The sequence below is a fragment of the Labilibaculum sp. K2S genome (assembly GCF_030372765.1).
Taxonomy (GTDB): domain Bacteria; phylum Bacteroidota; class Bacteroidia; order Bacteroidales; family Marinifilaceae; genus Labilibaculum.
On the sequence record NZ_JAUCMW010000005.1, the window covers coordinates 35,773 to 59,538 of the forward strand.

At 36.3% G+C, this 23,766-nt stretch carries 17 protein-coding genes; 14 read left to right on the forward strand and 3 right to left on the reverse strand.

The window, feature by feature from the left end:
* Positions 1-20: 20 nt before the first annotated feature.
* The 5 genes from QUH73_RS08600 (at position 21) to QUH73_RS08620 (ending at position 8,762) form a co-directional block, all read left to right on the forward strand.
* Positions 21-1,703, forward strand: a complete 1,683-nt coding sequence (locus QUH73_RS08600) for a RagB/SusD family nutrient uptake outer membrane protein (protein ID WP_289530029.1) — start codon at positions 21-23, stop codon at positions 1,701-1,703.
* Between the two features lie 128 nt (positions 1,704-1,831).
* Positions 1,832-2,707 (forward strand): discoidin domain-containing protein, encoded by an 876-nt coding sequence (locus QUH73_RS08605; protein ID WP_289530030.1) that lies wholly within the window; start codon positions 1,832-1,834, stop codon positions 2,705-2,707.
* Positions 2,708-2,908: 201 nt separating this feature from the next.
* On the forward strand, positions 2,909-6,034 hold the full coding sequence (locus tag QUH73_RS08610; protein WP_289530031.1) for a glycoside hydrolase family 2 TIM barrel-domain containing protein: 3,126 nt from the start codon (positions 2,909-2,911) through the stop codon (positions 6,032-6,034).
* A 109-nt stretch (positions 6,035-6,143) separates the two neighbouring features.
* Positions 6,144-7,310, forward strand: coding sequence for a glycoside hydrolase family 88/105 protein (locus QUH73_RS08615; RefSeq protein WP_289530032.1), 1,167 nt, complete (start codon positions 6,144-6,146; stop codon positions 7,308-7,310).
* Positions 7,311-7,412: 102 nt separating this feature from the next.
* On the forward strand, positions 7,413-8,762 hold the full coding sequence (locus tag QUH73_RS08620; protein WP_289530033.1) for a BNR repeat-containing protein: 1,350 nt from the start codon (positions 7,413-7,415) through the stop codon (positions 8,760-8,762).
* A 189-nt stretch (positions 8,763-8,951) separates the two neighbouring features.
* On the opposite strand, the gene QUH73_RS08625 is transcribed toward QUH73_RS08620, so the two are convergent.
* Complete coding sequence (locus QUH73_RS08625; protein WP_289530034.1) at positions 8,952-10,361, reverse strand: M64 family metallopeptidase; 1,410 nt, start codon at positions 10,359-10,361, stop codon at positions 8,952-8,954.
* A gap of 302 nt (positions 10,362-10,663) precedes the next feature.
* On the opposite strand from QUH73_RS08625, the gene QUH73_RS08630 reads away from it, so the two are divergent.
* The 8 genes from QUH73_RS08630 to QUH73_RS08665 all read left to right on the forward strand — a co-directional run bounded on the left by QUH73_RS08630 (position 10,664) and on the right by QUH73_RS08665 (position 20,944).
* Positions 10,664-11,344: a DUF554 domain-containing protein gene (locus tag QUH73_RS08630; RefSeq protein ID WP_289530035.1), complete on the forward strand. Its 681-nt coding sequence runs from the start codon at positions 10,664-10,666 to the stop codon at positions 11,342-11,344.
* A gap of 129 nt (positions 11,345-11,473) precedes the next feature.
* A complete protein-coding gene (locus QUH73_RS08635; protein WP_289530036.1) occupies positions 11,474-12,913 on the forward strand; it encodes a RapZ C-terminal domain-containing protein in 1,440 nt (479 codons plus the stop codon).
* A gap of 178 nt (positions 12,914-13,091) precedes the next feature.
* On the forward strand, positions 13,092-13,814 hold the full coding sequence (locus QUH73_RS08640; protein WP_289530037.1) for a nucleotidyltransferase family protein: 723 nt from the start codon (positions 13,092-13,094) through the stop codon (positions 13,812-13,814).
* 89 nt (positions 13,815-13,903) lie between these two features.
* Entirely contained in the window at positions 13,904-14,770 is an 867-nt protein-coding gene (locus tag QUH73_RS08645; RefSeq protein ID WP_289530038.1) for a diacylglycerol/lipid kinase family protein, read from the forward strand.
* 19 nt (positions 14,771-14,789) lie between these two features.
* Complete coding sequence (locus QUH73_RS08650; protein WP_289530039.1) at positions 14,790-15,464, forward strand: phosphatase PAP2 family protein; 675 nt, start codon at positions 14,790-14,792, stop codon at positions 15,462-15,464.
* A 39-nt stretch (positions 15,465-15,503) separates the two neighbouring features.
* Entirely contained in the window at positions 15,504-17,336 is a 1,833-nt protein-coding gene (locus tag QUH73_RS08655) for an LTA synthase family protein (RefSeq protein ID WP_289530040.1), read from the forward strand.
* A gap of 504 nt (positions 17,337-17,840) precedes the next feature.
* A complete protein-coding gene (locus QUH73_RS08660; protein WP_289530041.1) occupies positions 17,841-18,506 on the forward strand; it encodes a hypothetical protein in 666 nt (221 codons plus the stop codon).
* A 338-nt stretch (positions 18,507-18,844) separates the two neighbouring features.
* Positions 18,845-20,944, forward strand: a complete 2,100-nt coding sequence (locus QUH73_RS08665; protein WP_289530042.1) for a C13 family peptidase — start codon at positions 18,845-18,847, stop codon at positions 20,942-20,944.
* Between the two features lie 74 nt (positions 20,945-21,018).
* On the opposite strand, the gene mnmA is transcribed toward QUH73_RS08665, so the two are convergent.
* Positions 21,019-22,191, reverse strand: coding sequence for a tRNA 2-thiouridine(34) synthase MnmA (gene mnmA / locus QUH73_RS08670; protein WP_289530043.1), 1,173 nt, complete (start codon positions 22,189-22,191; stop codon positions 21,019-21,021).
* Positions 22,192-22,398: 207 nt separating this feature from the next.
* On the opposite strand from mnmA, the gene QUH73_RS08675 reads away from it, so the two are divergent.
* A complete protein-coding gene (locus tag QUH73_RS08675; protein ID WP_289530044.1) occupies positions 22,399-23,283 on the forward strand; it encodes a DUF3078 domain-containing protein in 885 nt (294 codons plus the stop codon).
* A 78-nt stretch (positions 23,284-23,361) separates the two neighbouring features.
* On the opposite strand, the gene QUH73_RS08680 is transcribed toward QUH73_RS08675, so the two are convergent.
* A complete protein-coding gene (locus QUH73_RS08680; RefSeq protein ID WP_289530045.1) occupies positions 23,362-23,760 on the reverse strand; it encodes a DUF6146 family protein in 399 nt (132 codons plus the stop codon).
* Between the last annotated feature and the right edge of the window lie 6 nt (positions 23,761-23,766).

Genomic DNA, 23,766 nt, shown 5'->3' on the forward strand with positions numbered 1-23,766 from the left:
TATTTAAATTGTTTCGAATTATGAAAATTAAATATATATTAATTGCTTTAGGTTTTCTCATAACGTTTAATGCGTGTGAAGATGAAATGAACTATGACGAATTTGTTAGTTTAGATGAAGAGCAAGTGTTTTCAAGCTTCAGTCGTACGATGAGCTTTGTTTCCAATATTTATAATTATCTCGATTATGATTTCGGAGATTATGGAGGTGCTATGTTATCCTCGGCCTCCGATGAGTCTGATTATGTGTGGACTTCTTCTGATATTCATGATTTTTATAATGGAGCGTGGAGTGCCAGTAATGCTAAATCAAATACATGGAATAAGAGTTACGAAGCTATTCGTGCTGTCAATCTTTATCTGGATGCTTCAGAGGGGCAAACGTTCTCTGACTTTAAATACAATCAAGATTATAATGAACAAATGGAACGATATGAGCGTTACCAATATGAAGTGCGTTTTTTGAGAGCTTATTTTTATTTTAATCTTGTGAGACAATATGGTGATGTTCCCTTGGTAACAAAAGTGCTAACGGAAGATGAAGCTAATTCAGTTTTTCGCACCGATAAGTCAGAAATATTTGATTTTATCGTTGCTGAGTGCGATAGTATTGTGAATAATTTACCTGTTACATATGAGGACTTATCTTACACAGAGACTGGTCGTGTTAGCAGAGCTTCGGTATTGGCATTGAAAGCTCGTACACTTCTTTATCAAGCAAGTTCACTTTTCAATACGAGCAATGAATCGTCTTTATGGTATAAGGCTGCTTTGGCGAATAAGGCCGTAATAGATTCCTGTTCCCAATACGGTATCGTATTGGGAAAATACTCTGATTTATGGGGAACAGATAATTATAAAAATTCAGAAATGATATTCGTTCGCAGGGTAGGTTCATTAAATTCTTTGGAGTCTTATAACTTTCCTATTGGAGTTGAAGGGGGAAATTCAGGTAATTGTCCTACTCAAACTTTAGTGGATGCTTATGAAATGAAATCTACCGGATTATTATGGAATGAAGATGGTAGTGGATACAATTCTAATAAGCCCTATGAAGGGAGAGATCCGCGTTTTAATATGACTGTTGCTAAAAATGGAGATACTGGCTGGCCTACTTACAACAATTCTGAATTGCAGATTTTTGAAGGAGGAGCAAATGGTTCACCTATTTCAGGAGCTTCAACTACAGGTTACTATCTAAAAAAATATGTGGATGCTTCTGTAGATTTGCGTTCAAGTCATGTGACGGACAAGCGCCATTCATGGATTACATATCGCTTGGGTGAATTTTACTTAAATTATGCCGAAGCTGTGTATCATTATTTGGGCTCTCCTGATGCAACAAGTGCTGATTTTGATATTTCTGCTGTTGATGCAGTAAATGTAATCCGCCATCGATCAGATGTGAACATGCCTTCTTTGTCTGCTGGTTTAACAAATGTTGAGTTTGAAGCCAAATATAAAAATGAGCGCATGGTTGAATTGGCCTTTGAAGGACATCGGTTTTGGGATGTAAGACGATGGAAAGAGGGAGAAGTTTTAAAAAGTGTTACCTGTATGAAGATAGAACAAAAAGAGGATGAATCTTTTAAATACAGCAGATTTGAGAAAGAAAGATCTTGGGATAACAAAATGTATTTTTTTCCTATTCCAGATTCTGAAATTAGGAAGAATCCAAATCTAACTCAAAATACAGGATGGTAGTGCTAAGTATAAAATCATAAACTAGTATCAATATGAAACGTCCATATCAAAGTGATTTTTACACACAAGGGGATGATTATTCCAGCATGGTAAGTTCCATATAGCAACTAAAAACAAATTATAATTATATGAAACAACAATCGTTTATATATGCAGCAATATTTCTTGTAGCTGCTTTTTTTAGCAGTTGTGATGAGAAATTTGAGGTTTTTGAGGATACAGCGAATGGAAATGACCTTCCAACTAATGTTGAGTCTGTTATCCCGGAGGCCTTACCGGGTCAAATTTTACTAAAATGGAATGTCCCTTTGGATTCCAGCTATTATTATCTTCAGGTTAGTTATTATGATTATTTAACTGAGAAAAGGGTATTCGAAGTAGTATCTGTTTATGCTGATTCTATATTAATTGATAATACAAGAGCTAAATATGGAGATTATGAATTTGCATTTCAGGCATTTAATAAAAAAGGACAAGGAAGTGATAAAATAAATGTAGTGGCTAAATCTGGTATTGCTCCAGCAACAGAAACCATTACAGCAACTAAAATAGAGATGGAAGCATCTCAATTGAGTACGAATAACCAAGAACCAAAGGAAGGACCTATTGCCAATTTAATTGACGGTAATTCAAGTTCTTTTTTTCATACTCGATGGAGCTCTCCGCAGATACCAATGCCTCAGTATATTCAGATTGATCTGAATGAACCTATTGACGATTTTCAGTTTTATTTGGTGAACAGAGCATGGTCTCAGGAGGCGCCAAAAATAGTAGAGATTCAAATTAGTAATGACGGAGTTAACTGGGAAACTGTTGAAACTATTTCTTCAGGATTACCTTCTGCAGGAGGTGCTGATTATACTTCTGAAATTTTTAGACCTGGTCGTACGTTCTCTCATTTTAGATATAATTGTTTAGAAACTTTCAATAATAGAAATTATTTTAATTTAGCGGAATTTGTATTGTATGATGTCGATATTGATACATACGATCCTGAGTTGTAGTTAAAATTTGTATTATCAGCCTACTGTTATATTGATTTATAACAGTGGGCTTTTTATGGTTATGAGGGGACACTTTTTATAAGGCTGGAACGTTGGATTGTTTTTTGAATTCACTTTTTTTTAACTCTTTACTAAGAGAAAGTAAGGAGTGCAGGTGTAGAAAGATGAATAGGTGTGTTTTGAAGATTTAATAAAATAATAATGAAGAAATATGTTTTAATATTCCTGTTAGGATTGATGCAGGTTCAATTGACAACAGGGCAAATTAACGATTGGGAAAATCCACAGGTTTTTGGCATTAATAAGGAAGTGGCCAGAGCTACTTTTTTGCCGTATCAAAGTAAGGAGGTAGCTATTGCTGATGATTATCAACAATCAGATTGGTATTTGTCATTAAATGGAATTTGGAAATTTAACTGGGTGTATAAACCAGAAGACAAACCAAAGGATTTTTATACAGAAGAATATGATACTTCGGATTGGGGTGAGATGCCGGTACCGGGAAATTGGGAGTTGAATGGGTATGGTACTCCTATTTATACTAATATTAACTATCCTTTCCCTAAGAATCCTCCATTTATCGATCACAGTCACAATCCGGTAGGAAGTTATAAGCGAAATTTTACATTACCGGAAGGGTGGAAAAACCGCAGAGTGTATATTCATTTTGAGAGTGGAGCCGCGGCTATGTATGTGTGGGTAAACGGACAAAAGGTTGGATATAGTCAAAATACCAAAAGTCCTACCGAGTTTGATATCACAAAATACGTTAGAAAAGGTGAAAACAACATAGCCATAGAGGCTTATCGCTGGAGTGATGGATCTTATTTGGAAGATCAGGATTTTTGGAGGCTATCCGGCTTCGACCGAAGTATTTACATGTATAGTCCGGATCAAATTCGTATTGCAGACTTTTTTGCAAAAGCAGGTTTGGATGCAAATTATAAAAATGGAGTACTGGATGTAGATATTGATCTTGCGAATAAGCTTTCCGAAACAAAGTTAGTGCATGTAAATGTGAATCTGATTAATAAAGCAGGCAAACAAATTCTATTGACCAGCTCTTCAGTTGAACTGAAAAGTGAGAGTCAACAACAGATTCAGATAAAAGAGAAAGTAGATAAACCGTTGCAATGGAGTAATGAAACGCCAAATTTATACACTCTTCTAATTACATTATCGGATCGTGATGGAAAGTTAATTGAAGCAACATCGTGTAAAGTTGGTTTCAGAAATGTAGAGATTAAAGATGCTCAGGTAATGATTAACGGAAAGCCCGTTTTGGTGCGTGGTGTTAATTTACACGAGCACAATGCATACAATGGGCATGTTGTTGATAAAGAAACGATGTTGAAAGATATCAAACTCATGAAACAGCATAACATTAACGCGGTGCGTATGAGTCATTATCCTCAAAGTCTTTTGTGGTATAAATTATGCGACGAGTACGGACTGTTTTTAGTCGATGAGGCAAATATAGAGAGCCATGCGATGGGTGCAGAATGGCAAAGTTGGTTCAATAAAGATGTACATCCTGCATACTCACCAGAGTGGGCGGCGGCGCACAAAGACAGAGTGGAACGTTTATTTCAACGTGATAAAAACCATCCATCAGTAATTATTTGGAGCATGGGTAACGAATGCGGAAACGGCCCTGTCTTTTATGACATTTACGATTGGTTGAAAAAGGCAGATCCAACTCGTATGGTTCAGTTTGAGCAGGCTGGACAGAATCGGAATACAGATATTGTTTGCCCAATGTACCCAGGCGTGGAAAGTATGAAGAAATATGCTGAGCGTACAGATGTTACCCGACCTTATATCATGTGCGAATATTCGCATGCAATGGGGAATAGTAACGGGAATTTTCAGGAGTATTTTGATATTATCAATTCAAGCAAGCAAATGCAGGGCGGTTTCATTTGGGATTGGGTAGATCAGGGATTGCAGGCAACAGATGATTCAGGTAGAGATTACTGGGCTTATGGAGGAGATATTGGAGGTTACAAATATACAAATGATGAAAATTTTTGTGCTAACGGTCTTGTTTCTCCTGATAGAATACCGCATCCAGGTTTAGAGGAAGTTAAAAAAGTATATCAGGACATATTATTTTTTAATCAAGATATTGAAAATGGTATTGTAACCATTCAGAATCGATTTCTAACTCGAAATTTAAAAGAATATGCTTTTAAATGGATACTGAAAAAGAATGGTGAGATTAGTGCAGAAGCTCCGTTTAAAGTCTCTTTAAATGCCGGGGAATCAAAAGAAGTTAAATTAAAGCTTCCTAAAATAGTTCCATCAAAAGGAACAGAATATACATTGGATATTTATGCTTTTACGGCAAAAGAAGAAGCTTTACTTCCCGTTGGATTTGAGATTGCAAGGGAACAATTTGTTTTTAAAGGCAATGATTATTTCGAAAAAGAGCATGCAGTAACAGGAGATATCTCCTATGAGGACAAAAACAACCGGATTGTGATATCAGCTTCAAATAGTAAGATTACTATCGATAAATGGAGTGGTTTGTTGTCAGGATATCAATACAAAGAAACAAATTTGTTGAATGGAAGTGTTGAACCTGATTTTTGGAGAGCTTCAACCGATAACGATTTTGGAAATGGAATGCCTTCGAAATTAAATATATGGCGAAATGCCGGACAAAACAGAACCGTAAAAGATATAAAAGTAACGCAAACGGATCATTTTGTTACGGTTGAGTCTGACTTGTGGTTAAATGACGTTGCAAGCCCATATCAATTAACTTATACCGTGTATGCAGATGGCAAAATCAAAGTAGATGTTAAATGGGTTGCAGGCAGAGAGGGACTTCCGGAAATTCCCCGCTTTGGTATGCAGTTAAAATTAGATAATCAGTTTGATCAGTTTAGCTATTATGGCAGAGGTCCCTGGGAAAATTATTCGGATAGAAATACTTCAAGTTTTATTGGAATCTATTCAAGTACTGTAGCTGAACAGCAAGTTGATTATATCAGACCTCAGGAGAATGGAAACAAAACGGATGTAAGGTGGTTAACATTGACAAATAACAAGGGAATAGGATTAGAAATTAAAGGATTACAGCCTTTAAGCGTGAAAGTGTCTCATAGCCCGGTAGAAGATCTTGATTCAGGTTTAACTAAAAAACAAAGACATCCAAGTGATGTTACACCTCGTCATCAGGTTTATCTGAATGTTGATTTTAAACAACGGGGATTAGGAGGTGATGATAGTTGGGGACGTTATCCGCATAAACCATATTTATTATTGGATAATACGTATAGCTATAGTTATACAATTAGTGCCGTAGAAAAGGCGAATTAAACCTATTGTTTGATCTCCCATATCTGCTTGCAAATATGGGAGACAACTTTAAGTAGAAATTTTTGTAGAAGATAATTGTATTATCTGGAATAATTCATTTAGAAGTATTATGAAATTTAAGAGTAAGAACATTTTACTGATAGGGCTTGCAGCATTGTTTGTTGCTTGTTCTGCCACAGGTTCAAAGAGTAAGGATAATGCAGCAACTTTATCTGAAATTAAAAAAAATGATGTCGTTTCAATTATCAAAAAGGTAAATGATCATTGGCAATTGACCCATCAAGAATCTGGATGTTCTTTTTGGGACAATGCAGCTTACCATACTGGCAATATTGCGGCTTATAAGCTTACAGGAATAGAGAAATATAAAGCTTATTCTGAGTCTTGGGCGAATAAAAATGAATGGAAAGGTGCAAAATCAGATGATAAGGCGAATTGGAAATATACATATGGAGAATCACATGAGTTTGTGTTGTTTGGCGATTGGCAAATTTGTTTTCAAACCTATATCGACTTATATAATCTTTCTGAGGAAAAGGATTCTTTGAAAATAGCTCGTGCCATCGAAGTAATGGAATATGAAATGAGCACAGAAAATAACGATTATTGGTGGTGGGCCGATGGTTTGTATATGGTAATGCCTGTTATGACTAAACTTTATAAAGTGACCAATAATGAACTTTATCTGGAGAAGTTATACGAATACTTTAAATATGCGCAAAGCATTATGTACGATGAAGAAACCGGATTGTTTTTTAGAGATGCAAAATATGTATATCCAAAACACAAATCTGTTAATGGATTAAAAGACTTTTGGGCAAGAGGTGATGGATGGGTATTTGCCGGATTAGCAAAAATCATTCAGGATATGCCGGATAGTTATGCACATAAAGCTGAATTTATTGATGTTTATAAAAAAATGGCATCAACTTTAAAAGATGCTCAACAGCAAGAAGGTTATTGGACCCGCAGTATTTTTGATGCAGAGCATGCGCCAGGTCCTGAAACCAGTGGAACCGCATTTTTTACATATGGCTTTTTATGGGGGATGAACAATGGAATTCTTTCTAAAGAGCAATACAGCCCTGTGGTTGCTAAATCCTGGACTTATTTATCCACGGTTGCTTTGCAGGATGATGGAACGATAGGATATGTTCAGCCTATTGGTGAAAGAGCGATTCCTGGTCAGCAGGTTGATGAAAATTCAACATCAAATTTTGGGGTTGGTGCATTTCTTTTAGCAGCTTCTGAATTGGTAACATTTATTGAAGATTAATACAAACAATTCCCTGCCTGTTATGATTTATCTATCAGGCGGGGATTTTTAATATAAATCGTATTTTTACTTTTATTAAAAATGACAATTAAATTTGATTGAATGTTCCGTTATTATATATCCTTATTAAGTGTTTTTCTTTTACTTACGAGTTGTAATATTTGTGCTCAGAAGGTAATTCCTGTCTCGAAGGGATGGTCTGAAAATTCGGTTAATGCAGTTGTATTCAGGCAGAATTCGTTGGTTACTCAGAACGGTATACAGTTTATAGCTTACTATAATTCTGAAGGATTTTTAGAATTGGGGAAGAGAAAGAGTAAATCGGATCAATTTACAACCTATACCACCTCTTACAAAGGGAATGTAAACGATGCGCACAATTGCATTAGTATTATGCTGGATGGTGATGGTTATCTTCATGTTGCCTGGGATCTTCATGGGAATCCATTACGATATGCCAAAAGCATAAAACCCTATTCATTGCAGTTGGGTCCTGAAAAGGAAATGACCGGTAGTAATGAAACGAATGTAACTTATCCGCAATTTTTTAGGATGCCCAATGGCAATCTTATATTCATGTTTCGTGACGGGCAATCCGGAAAAGGGAATTTAGCGATGAATTCCTATGATCGTAAAACTAAAACATGGGTTCAAATACAAAGTAACCTAATTGATGGAGAAGGGCAGCGAAATGCTTACTGGCAGGCTTGTGTTGATAGCCAGGGAGATATTCATGTTTCTTGGGTATGGCGCGAATCTCCCGATGTAGCTTCCAATCATGATTTGTGCTATGCACGGTCCAAAGATGGAGGAATAAGCTGGGAAAATTCTCAAGGCCAAACATACTCACTTCCCATTACAGCCACCACAGCGGAATATGCCTCACATATACCTCAAAACAGCGAGCTGATAAATCAAACATCAATGACAACTGATGAACGCGGACAGCCTGTTATTGCAAGCTATTGGCGCGAACAGAATTCAGATATTCCACAGTATCATATTGTTAGTTGTACTAATGGCAAATGGAATACAATTAATCTAAACTTCAGGAAAACACCCTTTTCATTAAAGGGAGCCGGTACCAAACGTATTCCTATTTCCCGACCTCAAATTTTAGCAAAAACAAAGCATAAAACATCCACCTTTTATCTGATTTTTAGAGATGAAGAAAGAGGGGCTAAGGTGTCGATGGCAATTGGGAATACATCGGAGCAAGGAAATTGGAAAGTGGTTGATTTGACTGACTTTTCGGTGGGATCATGGGAGCCATCATTCGATACAGAATTGTGGAAGAATAAAGGAATAATTAATCTTTTTGTACAAAAGGTGGAGCAGATTGATGGAGAAGGAAAGGCTGATTATGAACCTCAAATGGTAAATGTTCTGGAAGTAAAGAAAATTGAGAGGTATTTAAAATGTGATTCTGTGCCTGTAAAACTTAGAAAGTAAATACGTTAAAAAAAGCATTGTTTCTTTCATTTTAATGAATTGCAGACGAGCAAAGTGGGTATTGCTTCAGAAATGTTACAAAAGAGGATGTCAAAAAATGAACTGCACCCAAAATGTTGTGTCTAACTTTTTGGGTGCAGTTCATTTTTTGACATCCTCTTTATTATTATTATTATCTGTGTTTTTGTTTTACTTCGTGTTCTGATCGATAATCAGCTTAATTGCCCGTTGACAAGCCGGACAAAATTTATCGTGACGGGTAAACATGATGCAGTTGGGAGCACTTCGATATAAGCCCGTTGACTTGTATTGAGCTCCTTCAAAAGCGCCAACTTTACCGCTGTATTCCATGTTTGCTAAAAGCTCATCATCCCACGATCTTTGTTTCATAAAGAAATCTTCCATTATTTTTTCATCAACCTTTGCTTTTCTTAGCTCAACTCGCTTTTTCTGAACAGCAATACTGTGTTCATCATACTTCTCCTTTTCCCAGGGAGTTGGTATTGGAGTGCCTGGTGTTACAATATCCTTCCACTTTATAGTTTCAGGATTTGTATTCGCAGTTACATTTAATTCCCAAGGTTCCAAATGTTTGGCATCCATTTCATAAGCTGTTGCCGAAGTGTAGTATTCATCAGCTAAGTCTGCAAAATGGTGCCCGAATTCATGTACGAATAAATATTCCTGAAAAGCATTGTCAACGGCAGCTGTGATATACAAGTTGTAGATACCACCACCGCCATAAATAGAATCATTCATTAAAATAGCTGTAAATTCGTAAGGAACTGCGGCGGCCGCATTGCGAATTGTTTTGTTGTCGAAACCTAAAGCGTATCGTTCCGAATCGAAAGCGCCGTAAGTAACCGAAAGTGCCGAACGTTTATGTATATCCTGATGAGGATGATTTACTCCTGAATCGGGAGATGGTGTTTCCACAGCTCTGATCGAAAATTTATCCTTAAAAGAAGCGTATGGTTCTGTACTTAAAAGAACTTCCGCAAAACGTTGTGCGTCCATTTTAAATTTACCCATATCTTCCTTGGCGTATCCTTCTCCCAAAACTACAATGTCAACCTGATTTTCTGGTTTACCGTTCACAACCAGATCAATAGTGTTATAATGATTTTTCACTGGGCTGGAGAAAGAACGGTAATGCTTTGGATCTACTTTATAGGTCCATACAGGATCAAAACCATTATTAATATTGCGTTTAAATACAGTGATATCTACTTCATTTTTTGGCCATGGAAAACGAAGTGATTCCTGAAAACTTCCCCATTCTGTTTTTGCCTCGGATGTAGTTTCCCATTCGCCGTAGATGCTTGAAAATCCTCTGGAATAAAGCAGCTTACCTGTTATTGGATCTTTTACTTCGAAACAATATTTCCCCAAATTCAGTTTGTCGATTAGTACGGTTTTACTGCCAGGCCATTCACCATCATTTACCATTTGATCGAAGGCGAAGTGTTCCTCTCCTGAATTCCCTACGTGATTATAATCAAGTCGCATAACAGCGCTTGTGAAATAATCATCATATTGAGCCATTGATGCGAAGGAGACACCAATTAGCATAAGGGTAAATACAAAAATCTTTTTCATCTGTTTATCTTTTTTATTTTATGGTCAGATGGTCCCGAATTCGGGATTACCAAGCTGGAATAAACATCCTCCTGTGTGTTAAAATCACGCATGGACGCTTCATAATATTTTGTTTTTTATAGTTTTAAAGATGCAACAAGATAGTGTTTTTCTGTAGTCGGAAATATGCATATTGTCATATCTGAATAGAAATGAAAGAATTCTATTCCTGTATCGTTTTATTCTACACATTTTTTTTGTTTCAGACCGTTGACTTTCCTGTTTTTCTTTTAAATTTAGTTTTTCAAAAATAAAATCATTTTATGATAGGAACACTGGTTAATGTAATTGCCATATTGATAGGGGGAAGTTTGGGACTTTTGTTTCGGACCAGGATTCCCGATCGAATGTTTAAAATTGTTTTTCAAGCCATTGGTATTTTTACACTCTACCTTGGTGTGAGCATGGCTCTAAAAGCGAATGAGTTGTTGTTGATGGTGTTCAGTTTGGTGGTTGGATCATTAATTGGCGAGTTTTTACGTTTAGAGGATCGGGTTGAGTACCTGAGCGAGTTGTTGAAACGGAAAATAGGAAGTAAGGATGATAAATTTTCAACCGGATTCGTTACGTCATTTATGCTGTTTTGTTTGGGTGCAATGACTATTTTAGGAAGCATGGAAGAGGGAATGGGCAAGGAGCCGACTCTGCTGTTAACCAAATCGATGATGGATGGATTCTCGGCTGTGGCTTTAGCTGCAGTTATGGGAGTTGGAGTTTTATTTTCGGTAATTCCTTTGCTGATTTATCAGGGAGGATTAACCTTGTTGGCAGCTTTGTTTGGAGAAGTAATACCGGAAGCCATAATCACCGAAATGGCAGGAGTTGGCGGCGTTTTAATCATCGGATTAGGCATTAGTATTTTAGAAATAAAAAAAATTAAGGTTCTAAATATGCTTCCCGCCTTATTAGTGGAAGTGCTGCTGTGCTATATCTTTTTAACTTAGAATAAGTTTGATATTTGTACGAATAGGTTTTTGAAAGATTAGAAGAGCTGCATATACCAGTCGGTATAAGATCTTTTCGTAGATTTGTAATCAGAAGAAAACGCTTTAGGCAATCAAAATACATACGATTTGAAAGAAGAAATAAAAACTGCTCTAATTCAGTTATTTGAAGAATGGGCTGATGACAGAGTAATTGAAACGGAAATTTTACCTCAATCAGGTTCCTATCGCGAATACATCCGGTTAGTAGGAGAAAAGAGAACGGTATTAGGAGCTTTTAATGCTGATAAAAAAGAGAATGCTGCTTTTCTTAGTTTTAGTAGGTTTTTTGCAGAAAAAGGTCTTTCGGTTCCGGAAATTTACTGCGAAAACAACGAACAGGATATCTATCTTTTACAGGATTTAGGCAATACAACTCTGTTCGATTATATTCTGCATTTAAGAGTAGGAGAAGGTTTTGCCAACGATTTGGTGCAGATTTATAAAAAGATCATTTCTCAATTGATACGTTTTCAACTCGAAGGAGAAAATGGATTGGATTATACCGTTTGTTATCCTCGGGATAGTTTCGATAAGCAATCTATGATTTGGGATTTGCACTATTTTAAATATTACTTTTTAAAATTGGCTAAAATTCCATTCGATGAACAGTTGCTCGAGAATGATTTTCAAAAATTCTCGGATTACTTGTTGGATGCTCCCCGTGATTATTTTTTGTATCGGGATTTTCAGTCAAGAAATATCATGCTGGTAAATGGGGAACCATGGTTTATCGATTATCAGGGAGGAAGAAGAGGAGCCTTGCAATACGATTTGGCTTCCTTATTATATGATGCTAAGGCAGATCTTCCACAGGATGTCCGGGATGAACTGTTAGCCTTTTATCTAAAGGAGATTCAAAAAGTACAGACAGTAGATCCAAAAGCTTTCACTTCCTTCTTTCAGGGATATGTGTTGGTTCGCATCATGCAGGCAATGGGAGCTTATGGTTTTAGGGGTTTTTACGAAAGAAAGGATCATTTCTTAAAATCGATTCCATTCGCATTAAAAAATTTGGAAACCATATTGGGACGAATGAGTATTCCTGTTGAATTGCCTGAATTGGTGAAAGCACTAAAAGCAGTTATTTCTTCAGATTTTTTGAAAAGTGTAGGTAAGGAAGAAAAACCAAAACTTCATGTTGAAATAAATAGTTTTTCGTACCGAAGAGGAATTCCATTAGACAAAACAACCAATGGCGGAGGTTTTGTTTTCGATTGCAGAGCCATTCATAATCCGGGGAGATATCAGGAATATGTTGAGATGACAGGAAAAGATCAGCCGGTAATTGACTTTTTCAAGGAGCGCAGCGAAATGGATGAGTTTTTAGGTTCAGTGTATAGTATTGTCGACATGAGTGTTGATAAATACATCAGTCGAAATTTCGCCAATTTACAGGTGAACTTTGGCTGTACCGGAGGAAGACATCGTTCCGTTTTTTCGGCAGAGAGTTTGGCAAAGCATTTACGGGAAAAGTTTGATGTGAATATCAGTTTAAGGCACATTGAACGAGAAATAGAGGGAAGTTAATATGGGCAATAAACGTTGTAAATTATCACCGAAGGAATACGCAGAAAAAGTATGCAATTCGGAGAATTTTGTTTGCAAAAAATGCAATCGGGTGGCTAAAAAAGCCAAGAGTTTGTGTGATGCGAAAAAGAAAAAGTAATAACTGCTTACTGATAACTGTTCACTGATAATTGAAAAGATGTTGAATGCAATGATTTTTGCTGCAGGTCTGGGTACCCGCTTAAGACCTTATACCGATTCGAAACCAAAAGCATTGGTTGAGTTGGCAGGAGCACCTCTTTTGGAAAGAGTAATTTTAAAATTAATTGAACTTAAGGTCGATCGTATCGTTATTAACGTGCATCATTATGCAGATATGATTGAGGGTTTTCTCCAAAAGAATAACAATTTTGGTGTTGATATCCGTATTTCAGACGAACGCGAAGAACTACTGGATACAGGAGGTGGATTAAAGAAAGCCGTTGATTTATTTATTCCTGATGCGCCCGTTTTAATCTACAATGTAGATATTTTTTCTTCCTTGGATTTAACTGAATTAATCAATTTCCATGAACAAACCGGGGCATTGGTAAGTATGGTTATGCGGGAAAGAACCAGCAGCAGATACTTGTATTTTAGTAAGAATAATCAGCTGACAGGTTGGAAGAACTGCAAAACCGGAGAGATTAAAGTCGCCCGGGAAGAGATGAATGAGTCTGAAGCATTGGCTTTTAGTGGAATTCATTTGATTAGTCCGAAGCTATTTCCCTTAATTACAGAGGAAGGTAAATTTTCCATTATCGATTTATATTTGCGGTTGGCAAAGAATGAAAAGATTCTGGCTTTTAAAGACGACTCCAAAATCTGGACAGACCTTGGTAAACCTGAGGATTTGGCCTGGGCACAGAAACATCTAAAATAATTTGTTTATTTTTGGCACAAAATAATTAAGACGGAAAAATGCTTGCTTCTGATTGACAGAAAATACAGTGCCGTGCTTCAATAGTAGATATGGAAAAAATAAACTTACAGGATATCATTTTTGTGATTAATCCTCACTCTGGTACTAATTCGGGTAAAATTCTTGAGAAATTTAAAGAGCTTGCTCCTAAAGTAGATTATTTTATCAGTAATTCGTTGGAGGAATTTGATGTTTTTTTGACCGATAAAGCGGAAAAATACAAAGTACTGATCATTTGTGGAGGCGATGGTACGATTAATACTACACTTAAATATTTGATTAAATATCCCAAACTAAAATTGGCTGTTTTGCCTAATGGCTCAGGCAATGGTTTTGCCCGGGAGTTAGGTTTTGATGGTGATATTAAAAAATTACTGGATCAAATTTTAAAAGGAGGAACGGAAAAGGTTGATGTCTTTAAGATAAACAATGAACTATGCGGTAATATGGCTGGTTTGGGTTTTGATAGTTATGTGGCAACTGAATTTGAAAAGATGCCTGCGCGAGGACTGAAGACCTATGTGTATTGCACTATTCAAGCGCTTTTAAAATACAAACCCATACAAGCGAAAGTAAATGTTAATGGTTCTGTTATTGAGGGGAAATATCATATGATCAACATTGCAAATACCCGACAATTTGGGAACAATGCTTTGATTGCTCCAAAGGCTGTCTACAACGATGGCTTGTTCGATTTGGTTTTGATAAAAAAAATTCCTTTTTATGTGGTGCCAAACTTCGTAGTTCGTTTGTTTTTAGGAAAGTTGAAGAACTCAAAATATGTACAGTTTGTAAAAGCGGCCAGTTTGGTAATTGATTCAAATTCTGAAACTTATCATGTAGATGGTGAGCCAAAAAAATTGGAGGAGACTCTAAGTATTGAAATTTTGAAACAGATTGAAGTGGTGAAAATGTAACATTATAAAATAGAGAAGCATGTTAGATTGGTTGCTTAGTTTAGACAAAGAATTGCTGTTGTTTTTCAATGGCCAGCACAATCCTTTTTGGGATACATTCATGATGTTGATATCGGGGAAAGTAATTTGGTTTGTATTCTATTTTGTGATAGTTGCAGCTGTAATCAACACATTTGGCTGGCGAAAAGGAGCTTTAATCATCCTAAGCATACTTCTTGTAATTGTTTTAAGCGATCAAATTGCTTCGGGAGTGTTTAAACCTATTTTTAAACGATTCAGACCTTCCAGAGATCCATCATTTAGTCATTTAGTGCATATTGTAAAAGGATATACGGGCGGAAAATATGGTTTTGCATCATCGCATGCATCAAATTCATTTGGCTTGGCGGTGTTTATTTCCTTGTTGTTTAAGAATCGGGTAACAAGTGTATTTGTAATTTTCTGGGCAGTTTTGGTATCTTATTCGCGAATTTATTTGGGGGTTCATTATCCCGGAGATATAATTGTTGGCGCATTAATAGGAACTTTATCAGCCTATTTTGTGTATTCATTACTGCAAAAATATTCTAAACCAAGTTTAATTTGCAAACCGGAGCAACGAACTCATCCTATTGCGGGGATTCATCAAATTGCACTGTTGGGCAGTCTGCAAATTATAGTAATGCTCTTGTCGGTTTTTTACATCTTAAAATAACAGATAAGATTTTTTTTAGTTGATTAATTGAATGATTTCATGAGAAATAGATTGTTTTATTTACTGTCAGCCGGATTGTTTTGGTTGGTGTTTTTCTTTGTTTTTCGATTCATATTTGTTTTGTATCAATGGGATTTACTCGAGGGGCAATCTTTCTTCGAAATAGCAAAGGCATTCGTTTCAGGTGCCCGTCACGATTTATCCTTAATGGGATATATTCTTCTTTTGAGCGGACTGATTTTGACTGTAACTTTCTGGTTACCGGCGAAAAAGTTAAAAGGTCTGTTTACCGTTATCTATTCGGTAGTTGGTCTTATTTTCATCATGATTTTGATTCCTAATTTGGAGTTGTATCGAAATTGGGGCTTTCATTTAGATGCAACAGTTTTAAGTTATCTGAAAACACCAAAGGAAGCGATGGCTTCAACTACGCTTTCAACACATTTACTGCTGTTTGTTCTATTCATTCTTACATCAACGGCCTCATACATTTGTTTACGAAAGTTTGTAATTGTAAACCTTGAAAAGATCAAACCAATCAACTACAAATGGATTCCCGTTCTGTTATTCATTACCGCCGGTATGATTATCCCGATAAGGGGAGGGTTTGGTATTGCTCCTATGAATGTAGGTTTTGTGTATTTTTCGCAAAGTACTTTTGCGAACCATGTAGCGGTAAATCCGGTATGGAACTTTTCTTACTCATTAAAGAAGATTGGAACAGATGGGAAACTGTTTAAGTTCCTAAAGGAAGATCAGTTGAAAAGTACGATTGCCGGATTAAAATGCAATCCTGATTCTGAACGGTTGCAGGTGATTAAGGGGAAGAAACCTAATGTTGTTGTGGTGATGCTCGAGAGTTTTACCAGTAAGGCAATTGGTTCATTGGGAGGATATCAGGGGGCAACGCCTAATTTCGATGAATTGACCAAAGAAGGCGTTTTGTTTTCTAATTTTTATGCAATTGGCGATCGTTCAAAAATCGGAATTGTTGGATTGCTGAGCGGATATCCATCCTTGCCAAAGCGCAGTGTTATTTCTTATACCAAGAAAACTCAAAGCATTCCAAGTTTATGCCGGAAGTTTACGAAGCAAAATTACTCTTCAGCATTCTATTATGGCGGCGATATTCGTTTTGCGAATATAAATTCATATCTCATGAATACCGGCTTTGATCGATTGGTTACCATGTTCGATTTTTCGGAGGATTTATACAATTCAAAATGGGGCGTGCATGATGAATATGTATTTGAAAGATTACTAAAGGATATTAAATTGGAAACGAAGCCATTCTTTAAAGTATATTTCACCTTAAGCAGTCATGAGCCATTTGATGTTCCTATGGAAAAGGTGATTAAAGGAAACAGCGAAGATGAGCGATTCTTAAATTCGGTTAATTATACCGATAAATGTTTGGGTAAATTCATTGCTGATTTCAAGAAAACAGAAGCCTGGGAGAATACCATATTGATATTGGTTGCCGATCATGGCACCAGATATATTGATAAAAGTGTGCCAAGTGATTTTATAAAGTATCAGATACCCATGTTGTGGTTAGGTGGTGCTTTAAATCAAAAGGATCTTGTTATTGACAAATTTGGATGTCAGCCGGATATGGCGAATACCCTCTTGTCTCAGTTGGATATAAATGCCGATGAGTTTATTTTTGGAAAAGATTTACTGGCAGCAGATCAGAAAGGATATGCCTATTTTGATTACAACAACGGTTTCGGTTACATCGACGAAAAGGAAAGAAGTGTATTCGATTTAACTTCGAATAAATACATTCATGAAGAAGGTGAAAGTGCCAACAACAGAGAAAACTGGAAAGCCTTACTGCAGTACTTGAATGAAGATTTTCGGGCTAGATAGTAAGCCATACAGCAAACAAAAAAGCCGTTCGATCTGAACGGCTTTTTTTGTGCCTTATACCAGCTTAATTTCAAAAAATCTGTTTACCGTCTTAAGCCTGTCATGCTCTGACTATAAACAAGCCGGCCATGTCAGGCTATGACTTGATTATGAATCTAAAGGAAATATTTTACAAGATGAGTTTTGATGTGGATTTGGTATTGCATATGGCTTGTTTCTCTGATGTTGATGTGTGCTGAATGTCTTTTAATTGATGGTGAATTGATTCTTATTTCGTTTAAACGGATAATTTGGAATTAATATTTGATTTACATATTTGCATGTTAAATAAAGATGTGTTAAGTTTATGGGTGATCATAAAAATAATTAGTGGGTATGTCGCGGTGAAGGAGGATAAAGATTATTTGTAAGAGTAAAGAGGCGTGAGATGGATCGAATTAAGAGATTGGGATTACAATTCACTCACCTTGGTGAGATTTTATTAATAATTTAAATCAAATAACAATGGCAGGAAAATTAAATGATGCTATGTCCTCCGAAGTGCATATAAACAGTGCGCTTCGTCATTCCCGAAGATGCAAACAAACAAAAGGAGCCACAGAATTGGCTGGTGTAATTGATCCTTTTATTATCGATTTGGAAACAAAAAGCAGCGAAACCAAAAAGGAAAAACTATTGCACGACAACACTTATGATGATTTGGTGTTTAATTCGGGTGGATTGGATGATCGGATCAGAACCATATCGGATACAGCCAAGCAATACGACAGAGAAAATCCTGGTCGCCCGGTTCATAAGCTATTATTTCCCAATGGAGGATATTCCACTATTCTTCGCTTTCCGATCACAAAAAAGGTAGATGCAGCAGAAGAAATAAAAGAGCGCATTAAATCGTTGGGAGAAGAACATGTTTTGGTTGCTCAATTGCCTCTTTTAAGCGAAGCCATAACCAAAGTGCGTACGTCTATCTCCGCCCTGCAGCAAGCCAATACCAAAGTAAGAACTGCTGTTGCCAACGAAGAAGTGGCTCAGGCCAACTTGCGCAGGCAATACGAATTCAATTACCTCGACGCCATAAAGATGTTTGGCAAAACTTTCGCCAACCGTCTGTTTCCGAAAGCTGTTTCTCGAAAAAAAATTGAGGAAGAAGTGGCAGTTGTTGAAGCATAAGCTCTCCTAAAAAAGAAAAGTATGCTGTGTAAGTTGACATGGCATACTTTTAAAAAGCAAAATATCTCTTGCAAGCTTGCACGGCATACTTTCAAAAGTAAAAATGGCTCATGTAACATTACATGGCATACTTTCCAAAATGAAAATAGGCTTTGTAAGATAACATAGCCTATTTCTAAAAATAAAAATAGTGCATGTAAGATAACATGGCATACTTTTCAAAACAAAAACAGGCTTTGTAAGCTTACATGCATAGCTTCACAAAACAAAAATGTGCTTTGTAAGCTTGCCGGTGGTGTTTGATAAAAAAAAAGATTAATTAGTTAAATAATTTGAATATGAAAAAGTTTTACAGAGTACTATTTTTTTTACTTTTTATACTTGCGCAAGGCGACATATTAATGGCGCAAAATGTCAAAAAAATTGATAGGAATGAAGCCTGGCAATTGACACTAAGACAGGTGTTTAATGGTCATCCAGAAGGTAAAATAATCTATGCTAAAAAAGAGTTAATAGCAAAAAGACAAAAACTCGAAGAAATTAGAGAAATCTACACACCTAAGAGTGCTAGTTGGTTTTTCTTTGTTGATTTAATGCCTTATCAAAGTTGGGGACACCCATGTCAATATATTTTTGTTGATTGCAAAACAGGAGAAATTAAATCAATTAAAAGTGATTTTCCTCCAAATCTTGGCGATATGGATATTATTTATGTTGAAAAGACTCCTGAGAAAGGAAAACTTTTTGATTTTTCTAAACCATTACTAAAATCAACAAGGGTTGCATCGACTAATAATGATTATGCGGTAATAATTAGTGGTGGTATGGATAAATATAACAATTACGAAAGGTATTGGAATGATTGCTCAGCTATTTATTCAGCACTTGTTGATGTGTATGGATATCTTGATGATCATATTTATGTGTTATTAGCGGACGGTACTAGTTCAGCATCAGATAGACGTATTGGAAGTAATAGTTATGATTCATCGCCTTTGGATTTGGATGGGGATGGAGATAATGATGTTCAGTATGCTGCTACAAAAGCTAATATTCGCCAAGTATTTACTGTTTTAGGAGGTAAATTGAATCGAGATGATCACCTGTTTGTATTTACAACAGATCATGGTGGATTGGAATCAGGAAATAATGTTTTTATTAATTTATGGAATGAGACAATGCGTGATGATGAGTTTGCAATAGAATTAAATAAAGTGAATGCAGGTAGATTCAATATTGTTATGGAACAGTGTCATAGTGGCGGTTTTATTGATGATTTAACATTCGAAAATAGGACTATTGCAACAGCATGTAGAGCCGATGAAAATTCTTTTTCAAGAGGAGCGTTTACTTATAATGAATTTGTATATCATTGGATTTCTGCAATTGCAGGTATAACTCCTGAAGGAACAGCAGTGGATGCTGATAGTAATAATGATGGTTGGATTTCAATGGAAGAAGCATTTATTTATGCTGAGAGTAATGATGAGCAAATTGAGCATCCTCAGTATGATTCAACTTCAGGAAATTTAGGATGTATGACAAGTTTAGATCCTTATGTTTGGAATCTTAATGGTTCTAAACTAGTCTGTAATTCGGGAAATACATATAATCTGAATAATTTACCTCCAGGAGCGTCCGCAACTTGGACTTCCAGTTCTAACATTATTTTTCCATCAGGTAATACTGGAAGTAGTGTAAGTACTAGTCCTTATTCTTCAACAAGTAGTGGTAGTGGTTGGATTGAGGCTACCATTAATGGTGATTGCGGTGATGTAACTTTACCACGGAAAGAAGTTTGGGTGGGGAAACCTGAACTTGATGGTAATATCTCAGGTAGTAGTTCTGTCAGCTGTAACAGTATGCATATCTACGATTACTTAGGAATGATTGAGGGTGAATCTTCAACACGTTGGGTAGTAGGTCTTCAATTTAATGATATCAGCACTTCGAATGGTTATCAGTTATTTGTTAGTCCCATTAATAACGGAGATGGATATGTGACATTTGTAGCCTCTAATAGCTGTGGAGAAGATATCTTGTGTAAGCCTGTTAGTGTTTCAGGTTGGGATTGTGAATATGGAGTTATCAATAGACCCTCTCGCTATTCTTGTGGAGGTAGCGGAGGAATGTATATGGCTATTTTTCCAAATCCGGCGAACGAATATACAGAGCTCAACTTATATTCGAGCAACGAATTATCAGATGTTCAGAAGAACTCCAAATCTACAATTAGTATTCCATACAATGAGTTATCACAAAATATGGATGAGTATGAAATTCAAATTTGGCATGAAAGTAAAGGTCTGGTAAAACAGATGAAATCTTGTGATAAAAGATTACAAATTCCAACCAATAGTCTTCCCGAGGGAACTTACTTCTTACTTGTATTTATAAACGGTGAAGTTCACAAACAACAATTGATAATTAAGCGATAACAATTTTTTTGCAAATAAAAATAGGCTAGCTTTATACAGTAAGGCTAGCCTATTTTATATACTTGCTTGATTCCTTAGTCAATAACTCCCGAACCAATCAGTTCCCCTTCATCGTACCAGGCGGCAAATTGTCCTGAAACAACAGCTCTTTGTGGCTCATCAAACAGTATGTACAAACCTTCTTGTTTGAAATAGATGGTTCCTTTTTGCAAAGGCTGTCGGTATCTTATTCTGATATCGTATCTTCTTTCGCATTCTTCAGTTGGCCTTAAATCTTCACGAATCCAATGCACTTCTTTTTTAGGAATAAATAAAGCCTTGCGGGTTAGCAACGGATGACCGTGTCCCATGCCTACGTACACAATGTTTTTTACCACATTGGTTCCAATCACAAACAAAGGCTCTTTTTTTCCGCCAACATTTAGGCCTTTTCGCTGACCCACAGTAAAGAAATGGGCTCCGTTGTGTTCACCAACAACAGTTCCATGTTCCGGTTTAAATTGATAAGGAGCGGAAATATCTGCCAAAGCATTCGATTTTGGGATGATCTCATCTGCCTTATCGGCCATAATTTCAATAATCTGTCCCTTCATGGCTTTCAGCTTTTGCTGCAAAAAAACCGGAAGGTCAACCTTACCCACAAAGCAAATGCCCTGAGAATCTTTTTTCTCGGCAGAGGCCATTTTTTCGCGGCGGGCAATTTCCCGAACCTCAGGTTTTATAATGTGTCCGATCGGAAACATCGCTTTTGACAATTGTTCCTGCGATAATTGACAAAGGAAATAAGACTGATCCTTATTATTGTCTGCTCCGGCGAGTAGGCGATAAATCTCTTTGCCATCTTTTATAATGGTTTCCTTTTGGCAGTAGTGTCCGGTAGCCACATAATCAGCTCCCAGCTCCAATGCTTTTTTCAGGAATACATCAAACTTTATTTCGCGATTACAAAGTACATCCGGATTGGGAGTACGTCCCTTTTCATATTCCGAAAACATGTAATCAATTACTTTTGCACGGTATTCCACACTTAAATCCACAAAATGAAATGGAATTCCCAATTTTTTAGCCACCATTTGAGCAAATAGTACATCTTCTTCAAATGGACATTCTTCGGATTTTAACCCAACCGTATCGTTCCAGTTCTGCATAAAAAGCGCTTCCACCTCATATCCCTGCTCAATTAGTAAATGCGCAGCAACACTGGAATCCACTCCTCCCGACAATCCGATAACAACTTTTTTCTTCATTCGTAATTTCTCCTTCTTTTCAGCCAGCAAAAGTATTCAATTTTTGGCTTAGTGCCAATTGTGCCTGACGAATTGCCTGTAATTTAACACCTAAATTTAGTTATGTATTTTTTTCTGATAAAAAAATAAATTAATTTCGATATCGTGTTATGTATGGGGTCTATTTTATAAATCCGCATTTATTTAGAATAATAAAAAGTTAAAAATATGAAAAAACTAAGCTTTACTTTGCTGCTGATTTGCGCAGCTATATTTGTTTTCGCACAGGAAACACAAGATACTTCTTACTGGAAAAAAGGAGGTCAGGCATCTCTGTCTTTTTCTCAAACATCTTTAACAAATTGGTCTGGTGGTGGCGATAATGCTATTTCCACTAATGCGCAGCTAAATTTGTTTTCAAATTATAATAAAGGAAAAAACAGTTGGGAAAACACATTAAACCTTGAATACGGAATGGTTAAACAAGGCGATCAAGGCATGCGCAAAAGTATTGATAAAATTGATTTCACAACCAAATACGGACATAAGAATGGTGGTGAATGGTATTACAGTGCTTTGTTGGATTTTAAAACACAATTTGCAAAGGGCTACAATTATTCAAATACCGAAGGAGAACCAGATGTGAAAGTATCCAACTTTTTGGCTCCGGCATATCTTACTCTTTCTTTGGGTATGGATTACAAGCCAAATGATGTGTTTTCGGCTTATTTATCTCCTGTTACTGGAAAAATGACGATTGTTAACGATGATGAATTATCTGCTGCCGGTGCTTTTGGTGTTGATCCGGGCGATAAATTCAGAGGAGAGTTTGGTGCGTTTACCAAGTTGGCTTTGAATAAGGATTTGGTTGAAAATGTAAATTTGAAGAGTAGCTTGAGTTTATTTACAAATTACTCTCAAAACTTCGGAAATGTTGATGTTTTATGGGATGTGATGATTAACATGAAGGTGAATGATTTTTTAACAGCAACAGTTAATACCTCTTTGGTTTACGATGATGATGTTGAATATGTGAATAAGGATGGCGTAAACAAAGGTCCAAAAATTCAGTTCAAGGAAATTATTGGAATCGGATTGGCCTACAAATTTTAAGCTGAGCTGTTTAATAAGGAGTATATTCTTATATGAATAAAAAGCGGAAGAATCATTATTTTGATTCTTCCGCTTTTCTTATCGGCGAACTAATGATATGCCGGTTTTTTCTTCTACAAATTGAAAGTAATTGTACAGCTTGTAATTAATATCCAAACCATAATCTTCCAAAGGATCATACTCTATATAATTATCTATACAAGGATTTCCTTGCATGTATTGCTGATTCCATTCCAAAATGTAAATCTGATTCCAGTTTTTGTAATAGTTATTTGTATGTGCCGTTGCCATCATGTTTCTGGTTGCAAACCACGATTCGAATCCTGTATCTAAAATCAGTAATTCGTACTCGACACTATCCGTTACGGCAATTTCATTTTCGTTATCCTGAACAGGAACAGGAGTTTTGAATGCGGAATATGTTGAACACCCATAAACAATGCTAAGAATGAAAAATAGATAGGTAATTTTTTTCATGATGAA

What these genes read in the sequence shown, in the direction of transcription:
- QUH73_RS08605 (WP_289530030.1), top strand. Translation starts at nt 1,832, where the DNA reads ATGAAACAACAATCGTTTATATATGCAGCAATATTTCTTGTAGCTGCT.
- QUH73_RS08655 (WP_289530040.1), top strand. Translation starts at nt 15,504, where the DNA reads ATGAGAAATAGATTGTTTTATTTACTGTCAGCCGGATTGTTTTGGTTG.
- QUH73_RS08640 (WP_289530037.1), top strand. Translation starts at nt 13,092, where the DNA reads ATGTTGAATGCAATGATTTTTGCTGCAGGTCTGGGTACCCGCTTAAGA.
- QUH73_RS08610 (WP_289530031.1), top strand. Translation starts at nt 2,909, where the DNA reads ATGAAGAAATATGTTTTAATATTCCTGTTAGGATTGATGCAGGTTCAA.
- QUH73_RS08650 (WP_289530039.1), top strand. Translation starts at nt 14,790, where the DNA reads ATGTTAGATTGGTTGCTTAGTTTAGACAAAGAATTGCTGTTGTTTTTC.
- QUH73_RS08675 (WP_289530044.1), top strand. Translation starts at nt 22,399, where the DNA reads ATGAAAAAACTAAGCTTTACTTTGCTGCTGATTTGCGCAGCTATATTT.
- QUH73_RS08645 (WP_289530038.1), top strand. Translation starts at nt 13,904, where the DNA reads ATGGAAAAAATAAACTTACAGGATATCATTTTTGTGATTAATCCTCAC.
- QUH73_RS08625 (WP_289530034.1), bottom strand. Translation starts at nt 10,361, where the DNA reads ATGAAAAAGATTTTTGTATTTACCCTTATGCTAATTGGTGTCTCCTTC.
- QUH73_RS08615 (WP_289530032.1), top strand. Translation starts at nt 6,144, where the DNA reads ATGAAATTTAAGAGTAAGAACATTTTACTGATAGGGCTTGCAGCATTG.
- QUH73_RS08600 (WP_289530029.1), top strand. Translation starts at nt 21, where the DNA reads ATGAAAATTAAATATATATTAATTGCTTTAGGTTTTCTCATAACGTTT.
- QUH73_RS08660 (WP_289530041.1), top strand. Translation starts at nt 17,841, where the DNA reads ATGGCAGGAAAATTAAATGATGCTATGTCCTCCGAAGTGCATATAAAC.
- QUH73_RS08630 (WP_289530035.1), top strand. Translation starts at nt 10,664, where the DNA reads ATGATAGGAACACTGGTTAATGTAATTGCCATATTGATAGGGGGAAGT.
- mnmA (WP_289530043.1), bottom strand. Translation starts at nt 22,191, where the DNA reads ATGAAGAAAAAAGTTGTTATCGGATTGTCGGGAGGAGTGGATTCCAGT.
- QUH73_RS08665 (WP_289530042.1), top strand. Translation starts at nt 18,845, where the DNA reads ATGAAAAAGTTTTACAGAGTACTATTTTTTTTACTTTTTATACTTGCG.
- QUH73_RS08620 (WP_289530033.1), top strand. Translation starts at nt 7,413, where the DNA reads ATGTTCCGTTATTATATATCCTTATTAAGTGTTTTTCTTTTACTTACG.
- QUH73_RS08680 (WP_289530045.1), bottom strand. Translation starts at nt 23,760, where the DNA reads ATGAAAAAAATTACCTATCTATTTTTCATTCTTAGCATTGTTTATGGG.